Origin of the sequence: Paraburkholderia sp. BR10872, from assembly GCF_040965835.1 — a bacterium.
Classification (GTDB): domain Bacteria; phylum Pseudomonadota; class Gammaproteobacteria; order Burkholderiales; family Burkholderiaceae; genus Paraburkholderia; species Paraburkholderia nodosa_A.
The window spans coordinates 25,147-38,304 of the sequence record NZ_JBFRCN010000013.1 but is presented as its reverse complement, the minus strand read 5'-3'; the positions used below and the strand labels follow the sequence as shown (position 1 = coordinate 38,304).

The window sequence follows — 13,158 nt, the reverse complement described above, 5'->3', positions numbered from 1 at the left end:
CCCCGCTACCGAGGGGCGGCCAGGCGCGCGACGCTGCGCACCTGGCGCGGCAGCACGATATACATGCCCCATGCCACGAGCAGTATCGCGCGCAGTGCGTTTGCAAGTGGCTGCGCAGAGGAGACCCCTACATTGGTAATGGCGAGGCTGGCCGGCAAGGTCCACGCATACGTGATCAAGCCGAGCAGCGTGGCGCGCCAGAAGCCGAAACGCCTGGGTGCGGGCATGGCGTGCGCGGCCAGTCCGCGCCGCACCATGTACCCCACGAGCGGCAGGCTGAGCAGCAAATATGCGAGCATGGGCACGATGAAGGGCATGCCGGCAATCGCAAGCGAAATGGCCGGCGAAGATTGCGCGAGGTCGTGCGGCACCCGGTTCGCGGCGAACGCCATGAGCGGCGTCGCGATCTTTCCGAGCGATAAGCGCAACACGGAGAAGGCCACCACGAAGAGCAGCGCGCTCGCGAGCCACTGACGCCAGGCGCAGGACCACCAGAGATAAAGACGCCGGCCGAACGACACCCCGGGATTCAGCGTAAACAGCGCCCACTTGTCCCGGCGCGCGCCGATGCACGCGAGCACGACGAACAAAATGCCGGCGACGACGAATACGTGCTCATTCCATACCGTCAATTGCGCGTGCTGATCGACACTCGCCGAAGCCGGCGTGTTCGAGGCGAAATTCTGCAGATGCCGCGCAATATACTCAGAAGGGCTGAGGGCCTGCGAGGATAGCGGTGGAGTCATCGCGCCTCCGTCTTCCGTGATGCACTGCCGCATGGCGATTTCGTTCAAAAGCGCACACTGCATCACAACGTGATATATCATCGAGCTGTATCACGACGTCTCAACCCATGCCGATCAGGATGGAGCGATAGCGAGGGACGTATCACTTCCACCCGATCCGGCGAAGCCAACATCCCGGCCGATCGGGGCACGTTTTTTGCGCACCACCGGGACCCTGGTCATGCGTTTTGCATTGGCCATATCGCCCTTGCCTTGGGGGTGCGAAATGAATGCCGATCAACCGGGAGCCACGCTCCTTTCGGACGAAGACGCCCAACGCCAGTTGCGCCGCGCCGTAATTGCCAGCACCATCGGCACGACGATCGAATGGTACGACTTTTTCCTCTACAGCATTGTCACCGGGCTTATCTTCGCGAAGCTGTACTTTCCTGAATCCGACCCGCTAGTCGGCACCCTGCAGGCCTTTCTGATCTATGCCGTGGGCTTCGTCGCACGGCCAGTCGGCGCGGCCATTTTCGGCCACTATGGCGATCGCGTCGGCCGCAAAGCCACGCTGATCGTCACGCTGCTGCTCATGGGAGTCGCCACCTTCGCAGTGGCCTTCGTTCCGACCTATGCCTCGATCGGCATCTGGGGCGCCGTTCTGCTCACGGTGCTGCGCTTCATCCAGGGCGTGGGCGTGGGCGGCGAATGGGGCGGCTCGGTCCTGATGTCGATGGAGTGGGCGCGCACCAATTCGCACCGCGGCTTCGTTGCTTCCTGGCCGCAATTCGGCGTGCCGGCGGGACTCTTCATCGCCAATCTCGTGGTGCTCGCCGTCAGCGCGTTCTCCGGAGACGCCTTCATGACGTGGGGATGGCGGGTGCCGTTCCTGCTGAGTATCGTGCTCGTCGCGATCGGCCTCTATATCCGGCTGAGCATTCTCGAAACGCCGATCTTCGCGAAGCTCCTCGCCGAGAACAAGATCGAGAAAACGCCGATGCTGGAGGTCATTCGCCGCCAACCCAAGGACATTCTCCTCTCGGCGTTGGCGCGCATGGCCGAACAGGCGCCGTTCTACATCTACACGGCCTTCGTCTTCACGTATGGCGTGAAGACACTGCACGTTTCGCGCGACCTCATGCTCACTGCGGTTCTGGCTGCCGCCGTGCTGCAGTTCGTGACCATTCCGTTCTTTGGGCACGTGTCCGACCTGATCGGACGCAAGCGCATGTACATGATCGGCGCGTTGGCCGCGGGCATCTTCGGCTTTATCTACTTCGGCATGCTGGATACGAAAAACACGGCTTTGATTTTCGCGGCCGTGGTGCTTTCGCTCGTGCCGCACGCCATGCTCTATGGTCCGCAGGCGGCGTTCATCGCCGAATCGTTCACGGGGCGGCTGCGGTACAGCGGCGCCTCGCTCGGTTATCAGCTGGCTTCCGTGATTGCGGGCGGCCCGGCGCCGCTGATCGCAACGGCGCTCTTCGCGTATTACCGCACGGGTTATGCAATCGCGATCTATATCGCCGTGTGCGGTGTGATCAGTCTGCTCGCCGCCTGGCGCATGGGCGATTACACGAACAAGGATATTTCGCGCGAATACGACGACGCGCGCGGAACAGGCGATCACGGGCACGCTTCCCGCCCCGCATGATCGGCTGCTGAAAAACACAGCGCGCCCCTTCCCGACGAATCTGGCAGGGGCGCGCTTCTTTCTACCGATCAACAACGATCAGCGATCCTCAACGGTCAAACCTTCGGTGCCTTGTCGAGCACCACGCCCGTCGTCGGATCGAGGTACAGCCTGCGATCTTCGTGGCCGCGGCCGCGGCGGTCGAAGTCGAACATGCCCATGATGCTGCCTGCCGTCGCATCGAACGAACCGCCACCGATGCGCTGACCGTCAAGCCAGTTGTCTTCGATGAAACGCACCACGGACGCCTGGTCGATCAGCGTATGGTCGACGTAGTTCTCGCGCGCCCACGGCGAGATCACGACGAACGGAATGCGCGTGCCCGGACCGCAGCGGCCGTTCACGGGCTTGCCGTTCAGGCCGGCGGGCGCCGAACCCGTGCCGCAGATGCCGGCGGCCGTCAGCTGGTCGGCCACGCTGTCGTACGAAGCGCTGGTGGGCTGCGCGTAGGCATGGTCGTACCAGCCGTCCGAGTCATCCCATGCCACGATCACGGCCGTATCTTCCCAGTCATGCTGATCCTGCAGGAAGTTCACGACCTTCGTGACGAAAGCCTGCTCGTCGAGCGGATCCGAATAACCGGCGTGGCCGTCCTGGTAGGCCGGAGCCTTCAGGAAGCTCACCGACGGGAAATTGCCCGCCTTCACGGCAGCGAAGAAGTCGTCGGTATCGTACTGGTGATTCGCCGGGTCGGGGTTGCCGTTCTTGCCCTCGGTGTGACCGATCGCGGCGAGCGAGCTCGGACGCAGATGCAGCGGGTTCGAGGTCGAAGCATAGTACTGGAACCAGTTGTGGTGCGGAATATAGTCGGCGGTAGCCGAGCCCACCACCGGCGAGACCGTGCTGCGCTTGCAGCCGGTCGTGCCGTTGCTGTTCGTCGTCGCGAGGTTGAAGCCTCCCATGAAGCCGCCCCACGAAACGCTACGCGCGTTCAGCAGGTCGCCGATATTCTTGCCGGTCATCTGCGCCTGGTCGGTCGCGCTTGAGCAGAGGTCGTAGGCCGGATCGACGTCGTTGATCATCGTAAAACCGTTCTGCCCGTCGTTCACATAGTACGAACCGGCGGTCGAAGGCTTCTTGGTCGTGAGCACAACCTTCATGCCGTTGGTCTGGCCCGAGACCACTTCGAGCGCACCGGGCGTCGACGGACCGTAGGTCGACGTATAGGCGTTATCGCTCATCGCGAAGTGCTGCGCGTAGTTCCACAGCGCCGTGACGGTGTTGCCGTCGTAGTAGCCCATCACCTGGCCCTTCGTGCCGAACGCGCCGGCGCCGCCGCTCGTGCCGTTACCCGTGTACAACGGGAAGAGGTCGGCATGGCCGTCGTCGTACGCCTGCTGCTCGGCCGTATAGGCGTGGTTCTGGTCGGCCGTGGCCGCCTGGGTCCGATCCAGACGGAACGGATTGGCAGCGCCCGTGCCATTGGCCGCATTCGTGAAGTTCGGATTCTTCGTCAGCAGCGTGCCCGTCAGACCGTTTACTTCGGGCGTGCCCGGTTGCGCCTTGAATGCAGGCTCGCCGGACGGGTTGGTCGCATGCGGGTAGGTCGCGAAGTAATGGTCGAACGAGACGTTCTCGCCATAAATCACGACCAGGTGCTTGATCGGAGTGGCGGTGTGATTGTGTTCCGGATGATTCTTGTCGTGATCGTCACCAGCACTCCACGCAATTGTCGATGCGAATGCTGCGGCTGTGAGCGAACCAACTGCGACGTGACGCCATTGCATTTTCGGCTCCTGGTTGGTTTCGTATTGTCGGGATCACCGTGAAGCCGGGTGAAGGCGTTATGCAGCTCGCATCGTGGCGCTCATGCCAGCTGAATGCGGAGGCTACACGGCATGAGGATTAAAGCATCGGGTTATGAATGCTCAGCGTCAGACTCCTTACGAAATATTTTCGATTGGAAAGTTTGGCGCTGAATCGGCACTCGGCATTCGATTGGCACGCTCAGTTGCCGACGCAACGATAAAGGCCACCGTGATTTCAGGTATGAAGATTGCTCACCGCGCGCGCCGGTTAGCAAACGAGCTGAACAAAATGAATTGAGCCGCAGTGCGGCGGCCGGCAATGGAACAGGCGGCCTAGATGAAACTGACGCCGCCGTTGACGGCAATGGTTTGCCCCGTGACGAAGCCGTTGCCGACCACCATCAACACGACCTGTGCGACCTCATCGGCTTCACCGAGGCGGCCGACGGGCAGCCGCTCGGCGATGTTCGCGGCTTTCAGCGGCGCGGCCATCTCCGTGTCGATGGGCCCCGGCGCCACGGCGTTCACGGTCACGCCTTCCCGTGCCACGCGTGAGGCGTAGCCACGCGTCAAGCCTTCGAGGCCCGCCTTCGAAGCGTTGTAATGAACGCCGACGAGGCCTGCGCCGCGCGCGGCGACGGACGAAAGATTGACGATGCGGCCCCAGCGGCGTGCGCGCATGCCGGGCAGCACCGCCTGCGTGCAAAGAAACGCCGACTTGAGATTGACGGCGAGCGTATGGTCGAATTCGGCCTCCGTAATCGACTCGATGTCGCTGAACGTGCCCGTGCCGGCGTTGTTCACGAGCACATCGACCGCTCCGAGGCGGCGCTCGATCTCGCCAATCATGCTGGTGACGTCACTCGCCGACGACACATCGGCGCGCACCGCGAGCGCGCGGCCGCCGGCGCTTTCGATCTGCGCGACGACCTGGTCCGCTTCGTCAGCGCGCTGCCGGTAGTTCACGCCAACCGCCGCGCCAGCCGAAGCCAGTGCCAGGGCAATGGCCCGCCCGATCCCGCGCGAGCCGCCAGTCACGAGCGCAACGCGATGATTCAGGTCGGGCAACAGAGCGGACATGGTGGACTCCTTCTGCGGTCGGTTTGCATTTTACAGCCGCCCTTGCGCAAGACGCTCGCCTCGACGCGCTCACGGCGCCGTGCCAATGCCGCCGCCCGGGCCCGCCAGTTCGCCGTCTACGCCCAGCTCAGCCGCGTGGCCGTGGGCGTTCACGCGGCCGCCACGGCGCGAAAACGGCGGCGTGCGCAGCTTCGCGCGGCGACGCGGCCCGGAAACCGGGTCCAGATAGAACATGACGAGCGTGCCTGCCGCGGCGGCCGCTGCGAGATGGAACAGTGCCTTCATGGATGCCTCTCGATAGTTGCAACGCATGCAAAGCGCGGAATGCGGCGCGGTCGACTTGATTGAGTCGACCGGCCATTGCATCGATCCGCGCAGCCATTATGCCGCTGACAACTGTGCGTGAGGCGCCTGCATGGCTTCCGCTCTCAGGAAAAGCCCTCATCCCAGCGTGTATCGCGCACTTGCACCATGCCCGCTTCCACGCGCACCGCGAACACCGCGACGTCCTCATACGCGGGCGGCGCGAGAACCTTGCCCGTCTTGATGCAAAAACGGGCGCCATGGCGCGGGCAAATCACCTCGTCGCCCTCCACGGCGCCGCCCGTCAGCACGCCGCCGTCGTGCGGACAGGTATCCTCGATCGCATAACAGGTCCCTTCGAGATTGAATACGGCGACCGCCGTGCCGTCCACATCGACGCTGCGTACGGAACCCGGTTCAAACTCGGCGTATGGCGCCACGTCCACCCAGTCGGCCATATCAGAGCATCCCCAGTTGCAGCAGCGCCGCTTCGGACATGCGCGCTCTCGTCCACGGCGGGTCCCAAACCAACTCGACGTTCGTTTCGCTCACGCCTTCCACTTCGTTCACGTATTCTTCGACCGTGCCAGGGAAGGTTTGCGCGACCGGGCAGCCCGGCGCGGTCAGCGTCATGCGGATCATCACGTGCCCCGTTTCGGCATCCACGTCGAGTTGATACACGAGCCCCAGATCATAGATGTTCACCGGTATCTCCGGATCGAACACCGAGCGTAACGCGTCGATCACGCGTTCGCGCAAGTCGTTGCTCGCCGTTTGCGTATTCATCGTCATATGCCTCCAGGCCCGCGCGGCCTCATTCCGTCGATACGGTTCCGCGCTCGTCGCGCAACGCGGCGTGCAGCGTGTGCCACGCCAGCGTCGCGCATTTGATGCGCGCCGGAAATTCGCGCACGCCCGCGAGCACCGCGAGCTTGCCGAGACCTTCGGCAGAGGCCGGGCGGTCCGAAGGCGCCGTCGCCATCGCGTGGAAGCGTTCGAACAGCGCCTCGACTTCCGCCTGCGTGCGGCCCTTGAGCGCTTCGGTCATCAACGAAGCCGAAGCCGTGGCGATCGCGCACCCCGCGCCCTCGAACCCGGCTTCCTTGACCACGCCGTCCTCGATACGCAGATACAACGTGACGCGGTCGCCGCACAACGGGTTGTAGCCTTCGGCGCTATGCGTCGCGCCGGGCACCGTGTGGCAGTTCCGCGGCCGCCGGTAGTGGTCGAAGATCGTTTCCTGGTACAGGTCGCGCAAGTCGCTCATAGCGGGAACACCTCCTCCACGCGCGCGAGGCCGTCGAGCAGCGCGTCGACTTCGGCGCGTGTGTTGTACAGCGCAAACGAAGCGCGCACCGTGGCCGGCACGCCATAGCGGTCCATCACCGGCATCGCGCAATGATGGCCCGTGCGCACCGCCACGCCGCACTGGTCGAGTATTGTGCCGATGTCGTGGGCGTGCGCGTTCTCCATGACGAACGAGAGGATGCCGAGTTTTTCTTTCGCCGTTCCGATCCTTCGCACGTTAGGCATTCCACGCAATGCTTCGTCGGCATACGCGAGCAGATCGGCCTCGTGCCGTTGCGCTACTTCCAGGCCAATTGCACTTATGTAGTCCAGTGCCGCGCCGAGCCCGATCGCCCCCGCAATGTTCGGCGTGCCCGCTTCGAACCGCCATGGAATCACGTTGTACTCGGTCTTCTCGAACGTCACGGAGCGGATCATGTCGCCGCCGCCCTGCCATGGCGCCATGGCTTCCAGTAGCGCAGACTTCGCGTACAGCGCGCCAATGCCGGTCGGGCCATAGATCTTGTGACCCGAGAACGCATAGAAGTCGCAATCGAGCGCGACTACGTCCACGGGAACATGCGCGATCGCCTGCGCGCCGTCGACCAGCACCGGCACGCCGCGCGCATGCGCAAGTTCGATCATCTGTGCAAGCGGATTGATACTGCCCAGCGCGTTCGACGCATGCGACACCGCCACCATGCGCGTGCGTGGGCCGAGCAGGCGCGCGTAGGCGTCGAAGTCGAGCGTGCCGTCGTCGTCGATCGGCGCCACCTTCAGCACCGCGCCGGTCTGCGCGCAGACAAGTTGCCACGGCACGATATTCGAGTGATGCTCCATCGCGGTGATGAGCACTTCGTCGCCGGGCTCAAGGCGCGGCCGCGCGTAGCTTTGCGCCACCAGATTGATCGCTTCCGTGGTGCCGCGCGTGTACACGATCTCCTTCTCGTGCGTCGCGTGAATAAAACGCGCAATGCGCGCGCGGGCGCCCTCGTAGGCATCGGTCGCGCGCTGCGATAACAGATGCACGCCGCGATGCACGTTGGCATTGTCGTGCTCGTAATAGGCCTGCTCGGCGGCGATCACGCTCGCGGGCTTCTGCGTGGTCGCCGCGTTGTCGAGGTACACGAGCGGCTTGCCGTGCACGCTTTCCCGCAGAATCGGAAAGTCGCGGCGCCAGGCCATGACCGCTTCGGCGTCGGGAATGCCCACCGGTTCGAGTAGATTCATGACAGTCCCCGCAGGTACTCGCCACCGGGCAGGCGCGCGAGCAACTGTTGCGTGAGCCGGCCGCGCAGCGCGGCGCTTTCCACGCGATCCACGCTCACGCGCGCGAACGACCACACGAGGAGCGCGCGCGCCATGCGCTCGTCTATGCCGCGCGAGCGCAGGTAAAAGAGCGGGCTCTCGTCGAGCTGGCCGACGGTCGCGCCGTGCGTGCACTTCACGTCGTCGGCGTGAATCTCCAGTTGCGGCTTCGTGTCGATCTCGGCGTTGCGCGAGAGCAGCAGATTGTCGTTGCCTTGATGCGCATTCGTCTGCTGCGCGTCCTGATGCACGATCACGCGGCCGTCGAACACCGCATGCGACGCGCCGTCGAGCACGCCGCGATAGTATTCCCGGCTGGTGCCGCGCGGCATCTCATGGTCGATGCGCGTGTGATGATCCACGTGCTGCCGCGCGCTCACGAAATACAGGCCGTTCAGGTCGACTTGCGCGTCTTCTGCGTCCAGACGCGTGTCGATCTGCGTACGCGACAACGCGCCGCCGAACGCGAACGAGTGCGAGGTGAAGTGGCTCGCCCGCCGCTGCGAAACACCGACATGCGCGATATGAAACGCGCTGCGCGCCTCCTGCTGGATGCGGCAATGCTGAACGTCGGCCTCTTCATCGGCGACAATTTCCGTGGCGGTGTTGACGAAATAGGCTTCGTCGGTAATGCCCGCGAACTGCTCGACGATCGAGCAACGCGCCCCGCGCTCCGCGACCACCGCGTTGAACGGGTGCATGGCAAGCGCGGCCTCGCTGCTGAAGAACAGCACGTGCAGCGGCCAGTCCAGCGCGCAGCCGGGCGGCAGCACGACCATGTAGCCGTCGCTGCGAAACGCGCCGTTGAGCGCCGCAAAGCCGTCCTCGGGCGCACGCCGCGCCATGATCGATTCGACCCGCTCAGGAATCCTGCGCATTGCCTGCGCGAGCGTGCCGACGAACGCGCCTTCCGGCAAGGGCGGCAACGACGAGAGCTTCGGCACGTGGCGGCCGTTCACGAACACGATACGCCCGCCCGCGTCGGCGGGCACGAGGTCGTCGATCAGGCGGGCGTAGTCGGTCTGCTCGCCGTCCGAAGGCATGAAATGCCAATGCGGCTTCGCAATCGGCATCACATTGGTGTATTTCCACGCTTCGAGTTGCGTGCCGGGAAAGCCCAGCGTCTCGAACCGGTCGAACGCGTGCCGTCTCGCCTTGCGCAACCACGGCAGCTCGACGCCAGCCAGCGTCCCCGCCATCGTGCGGAAGGCGTCGCGGTAATGCTCGCGCGTTGATTCGCTCATCGTTGCTCCCTGGCGGCTGCCGTGTGTTGCGTGCCGGCGCCCTGCCCCGCTGCCGGTTCGTCGCCATCCTGGCCGCCGAGCCAGCCATAACCCTTGCGCTCCAGCTCGAGCGCAAGCTCATGCGAACCCGAGCGCACGATGCGCCCCTGTGAAAGCACGTGTACCTGGTCCGGCACGATGTAGTCGAGCAGGCGCTGATAGTGCGTCACGAGCACGATGGCCCGGTCCGCGCTGCGCATCTGGTTCACACCACGGGCGACGAGTTGCAACGCGTCGATATCGAGCCCGGAATCGGTCTCGTCGAGAATGGCGAGACGCGGCTCCAGCACCGTCATCTGCAGCACCTCGTTGCGCTTTTTCTCGCCGCCCGAAAACCCTTCGTTCACGCCCCGGTAGAGCAGGTCTTCCTTCATCTCCATGGCCGCCATTTTTTCCTTCACCAGTGCGAGAAAGTCCATGGCGTCGAGTTCCGCCTCGCCACGATGCTTGCGCTGCGCGTTGAGCGCGGCCTTGAGCAGATAGATATTGCTCACGCCCGGTATTTCCACCGGATACTGAAACGCGAGAAAGAGCCCGCGGCGCGCGCGCTCGTCGGGCGCCAGCGCGAGCAGGTCGCAGCCGTCGTACTGCACGCTGCCCCCCGTGACCACGTATTGCTCGCGCCCCGCCAGCACATGGGCGAGCGTACTTTTGCCGGAGCCGTTCGGCCCCATGATCGCGTGAACCTCGCCCGCATTCACGCGTAAATCCACCCCGCGCAGAATCGGCTTGCTTTCCACTTCGGCATTCAGATTGCGAATTTCCAGCATTCTTTCCTCCCTCTCAACCTACGCTGCCTTCCAGGCTCACGCCCAGCAGCTTCTGCGCTTCCACGGCGAATTCCATCGGCAATTCCTTGAGCACGTCCTTGCAGAAGCCGTTGACGATCATCGACACCGCGTCCTCTTCACTGAGCCCGCGCTGCCGGCAATAGAACAACTGGTCTTCGCCGATCCGCGACGTCGATGCTTCGTGCTCGACTTTCCCGCTCGGGTTCTTCACCTCGATATAGGGAAACGTGAAGGCGCTGCAGCGATCGCCGAGCAGCAGCGAATCGCACTGCGTGTAGTTGCGCGCGTTCTCGGCCGAGCGAGCCATTTTCACGAGGCCTCGATAGGCGTTCTTGCCGCGGCCGGCCGAGATGCCCTTCGAGAGAATCGTGCTGCGCGTGTTGCGACCGATATGCACCATCTTCGTACCGGTATCGGCCTGCTGATAGTGATTGGTGAGCGCCGCCGAATAGAACTCGCCGATCGAATTGTCGCCCTGCAAGATCACGCTCGGATACTTCCACGTAATGGCGGAGCCGGTTTCCACCTGGGTCCACGAAATCCGCGCGTTCGCCTCGCGGCAGTCGCCGCGCTTCGTCACGAAGTTGTAGATGCCGCCGCGCCCTTGCGCGTCGCCCGGATACCAGTTCTGCACCGTCGAATAGCGGATTTGCGCGCCTTCCAGCGCAACGAGTTCCACCACGGCGGCGTGCAGCTGGTTTTCGTCGCGCATCGGCGCGGTGCAGCCTTCCAGGTAGCTCACGTAAGCGCCCTTGTCGGCCACGATGAGCGTGCGCTCGAACTGGCCCGTGTTGCGCGCGTTGATGCGGAAGTACGTGGACAACTCCATCGGGCAGCGCACGCCCGGCGGGATATAGCAGAACGAGCCATCGCTGAAGACGGCCGAGTTGAGCGTCGCAAAGAAGTTGTCGGTGTACGGCACGACCGAGCCGAGATACTGGCGCACGAGGTCCGGATGGTCGCGCACCGCTTCCGAAAACGAGCAGAAGACGATGCCAAGCTCGCCCAGCTGCCGCCGGAACGTCGTGGCAACCGACACGCTGTCGAATACCGCGTCCACGGCCACCCCCGCGAGCATCTCGCGCTCCTGCAGCGGCACGCCGAGCTTTTCGTAGGTGCGCAGGAGTTCCGGATCGACTTCCGCGAGGCTCTTCGGGCGGTTTGCCTGGGTAAGCGGCGCCGAGTAGTAGGCGATGTCCTGGAAATCGATGGGCGGGTGTTCGATGCTCGCCCAATGCGGCTCGGTCATCGTGAGCCAATGCCGGTAGGCGGCGAGCCGCCATTCGAGCATGAAGTCCGGCTCCTGCTTGCGCGCCGAGATAAGACGGATCACGTCCTCGGACAAACCGCGCGGCAACGTGTCCGACTGCACGTCCGAAACGAAACCGTGACGATATTCCCGCCGCAGCAATTCCTCGAATGTTTTCGCTTGTGTATCCATGACGTTATTACGGTCTCCTTTACACTCATGACCTCATTCTAGAACCCCTGGCAAAACCCTGGCATGGCCGGGGTTTAAGCAGAGCACATAAGGCGCGAAGCAGGCACGCGCGATGCGGAAGACCCTGTTGACAAGAGAGAAATGACAACGCATCCGCGTGAAGCCGACCCTTCCACTACTGGCCGTCAGTTTCTTCGCCGCGGACGTACAGGCGGGCGCGGGCCCCTTTCTCGGCATCTATCTCCAGGCGCATGGCTGGACGCCGGAAACGATCGGCACCGTGCTGACCATGGGCGCGGTGATCGGCACGCTCGCGACAGTGCCCGGCGGCGCGCTCGTCGACGCCATTTATCACCGCCGCGCGGTGGTCGTCGGCGCCAGCCTGTTGACCATCGTGGCCGCTTGCGTGATCTGGCTTTCGCACGGCTACTGGCCGATCGCGTTTTCGCAGATCGCCACAGCCGTCGGGGGTTCGGTCATGGGCCCCGCGTTGACGGGATTGACGCTCGGCATGGTCGGCCGCAAGAACTTCGACCGGCAATACGGGCGCAACCAGGTCGCGAACCATGCCGGCAACATCATCGCCGCGGCGTTGTCCGGCGCGCTCGGATGGTGGCTCGGCGTTGCCTATGTGTTCGTGCTGGGCGCGGCATTCGGTCTCGCGTGTATCGCGTCCGTGCTGCTCATTCCCCCGCGTTCGGTGCACCGGCACTACGCGCGCGGCCTCGTGCACGACGACGAAAAAGATCGTTCGCAGGTGCGCGCCGAACGCATGCGCATGTTGTTGCATTGCCGCCCCCTGCTGTTGCTCGCGGCGTCGCTTGCCGCGTTCAGTCTCGGCAATTCCGCCATGCTGCCGCTCTATAGTCTTGCCGTCGCGGCAGCCCATCACGGCGACGCTAACCAGATCACCGCCGCCAACATCATCATCTCGCAGATCGTGATGCTCACCGCCGCGGTCTTCGCAAGCCGCATCATTCGCCGCTGGGGCTTCTGGCGGGTCATTCTCGCGACGCTCCTCACGCTGCCGCTGCGCGGCGTGTTCGCCGCGTGGCTGGCGTCGCCGTGGGGCATCCTGCCCGTGCAGGTCCTCGACGGACTCGGCTCCGGTTTGCAGAGCGTCGCCATCCCCGCGCTCGTGGTGCATTTGCTGCATGGCAGCGGCCGCGTGAATCTCGGTCAGGGTGCGGTGCTCGCGGTGCAGGCAGCGGGCGGCTGCCTGAGTCCGCTGCTGGGCGGGTGGCTCGCGAACCGCTTCGGCTATCCAGCGGCGTTTCTCGCGCTCGGCAGCCTCGCCGTCGTCGCGTTGGCTATCTGGGTCACGCAGGGCGCGACCATCCGCCGGTCGTGCGACACGCGCCGCGACGAACTGGAACAACTCGCCGACGTCGACACGTCGGCGTTGTTTCACTGACGACGATGGCCGCACGTCCACGCTTGCGGGCACGCGATTCGCGGCACCTTGCAGGGCATGACGATGAAGACCAGGGAGGAGC

13 protein-coding genes and 1 pseudogene are annotated in these 13,158 nt (G+C 64.2%); 3 read left to right on the top strand and 11 right to left on the bottom strand.

The window, feature by feature from the left end:
- Nucleotides 1-5: 5 nt before the first annotated feature.
- Complete coding sequence (locus AB4Y43_RS12950; protein ID WP_141710579.1) at nt 6-746, bottom strand: hypothetical protein; 741 nt, start codon at nt 744-746, stop codon at nt 6-8.
- Between the two features lie 265 nt (nt 747-1,011).
- On the opposite strand from AB4Y43_RS12950, the gene AB4Y43_RS12945 reads away from it, so the two are divergent.
- Nucleotides 1,012-2,382, top strand: a complete 1,371-nt coding sequence (locus AB4Y43_RS12945) for an MFS transporter (protein ID WP_069262271.1) — start codon at nt 1,012-1,014, stop codon at nt 2,380-2,382.
- Between the two features lie 95 nt (nt 2,383-2,477).
- Here AB4Y43_RS12945 and AB4Y43_RS12940 read toward each other — a convergent pair.
- A pseudogene (locus tag AB4Y43_RS12940) lies at nt 2,478-4,037 on the bottom strand (phospholipase C); the annotation flags it as partial.
- Nucleotides 4,038-4,281: 244 nt separating this feature from the next.
- Here AB4Y43_RS12940 and AB4Y43_RS12935 point away from each other — a divergent pair.
- The gene (locus tag AB4Y43_RS12935; RefSeq protein ID WP_368727948.1) at nt 4,282-4,467 is read left to right on the top strand and encodes a hypothetical protein; all 186 of its coding nucleotides are present in this window, start codon (nt 4,282-4,284) and stop codon (nt 4,465-4,467) included.
- Between the two features lie 35 nt (nt 4,468-4,502).
- On the opposite strand, the gene AB4Y43_RS12930 is transcribed toward AB4Y43_RS12935, so the two are convergent.
- From AB4Y43_RS12930 to sufB, 9 genes are all read right to left on the bottom strand, one after another.
- Complete coding sequence (locus tag AB4Y43_RS12930; RefSeq protein ID WP_368727947.1) at nt 4,503-5,249, bottom strand: SDR family NAD(P)-dependent oxidoreductase; 747 nt, start codon at nt 5,247-5,249, stop codon at nt 4,503-4,505.
- A gap of 69 nt (nt 5,250-5,318) precedes the next feature.
- Nucleotides 5,319-5,534 (bottom strand): hypothetical protein, encoded by a 216-nt coding sequence (locus AB4Y43_RS12925; RefSeq protein ID WP_069262273.1) that lies wholly within the window; start codon nt 5,532-5,534, stop codon nt 5,319-5,321.
- Between the two features lie 143 nt (nt 5,535-5,677).
- Nucleotides 5,678-6,010 carry a non-heme iron oxygenase ferredoxin subunit gene (locus AB4Y43_RS12920; protein ID WP_069262274.1) on the bottom strand — a complete coding sequence of 111 codons (333 nt, stop codon included), beginning with the start codon at nt 6,008-6,010 and terminating at the stop codon, nt 5,678-5,680.
- A gap of 1 nt (nt 6,011) precedes the next feature.
- Nucleotides 6,012-6,338 carry an SUF system Fe-S cluster assembly protein gene (locus AB4Y43_RS12915; protein ID WP_368604657.1) on the bottom strand — a complete coding sequence of 109 codons (327 nt, stop codon included), beginning with the start codon at nt 6,336-6,338 and terminating at the stop codon, nt 6,012-6,014.
- Between the two features lie 28 nt (nt 6,339-6,366).
- A complete protein-coding gene (gene sufU, locus AB4Y43_RS12910; RefSeq protein WP_368617414.1) occupies nt 6,367-6,819 on the bottom strand; it encodes a Fe-S cluster assembly sulfur transfer protein SufU in 453 nt (150 codons plus the stop codon).
- Nucleotides 6,816-8,069: a SufS family cysteine desulfurase gene (locus tag AB4Y43_RS12905; RefSeq protein ID WP_368727946.1), complete on the bottom strand. Its 1,254-nt coding sequence runs from the start codon at nt 8,067-8,069 to the stop codon at nt 6,816-6,818. The genes sufU and AB4Y43_RS12905 overlap by 4 nt, the downstream gene beginning before the upstream one ends.
- Entirely contained in the window at nt 8,066-9,391 is a 1,326-nt protein-coding gene (gene sufD, locus AB4Y43_RS12900; RefSeq protein WP_069262278.1) for a Fe-S cluster assembly protein SufD, read from the bottom strand. The genes AB4Y43_RS12905 and sufD overlap by 4 nt, the downstream gene beginning before the upstream one ends.
- Nucleotides 9,388-10,200 (bottom strand): Fe-S cluster assembly ATPase SufC, encoded by an 813-nt coding sequence (sufC, locus tag AB4Y43_RS12895; protein WP_368727945.1) that lies wholly within the window; start codon nt 10,198-10,200, stop codon nt 9,388-9,390. The genes sufD and sufC overlap by 4 nt, the downstream gene beginning before the upstream one ends.
- 13 nt (nt 10,201-10,213) lie before the next feature.
- Nucleotides 10,214-11,662, bottom strand: a complete 1,449-nt coding sequence (sufB, locus tag AB4Y43_RS12890) for a Fe-S cluster assembly protein SufB (RefSeq protein ID WP_368604661.1) — start codon at nt 11,660-11,662, stop codon at nt 10,214-10,216.
- Nucleotides 11,663-11,819: 157 nt separating this feature from the next.
- Here sufB and AB4Y43_RS12885 point away from each other — a divergent pair, with 157 nt between their 5' ends.
- Entirely contained in the window at nt 11,820-13,076 is a 1,257-nt protein-coding gene (locus AB4Y43_RS12885) for an MFS transporter (protein ID WP_368727944.1), read from the top strand.
- Nucleotides 13,077-13,158: the final 82 nt, after the last annotated feature.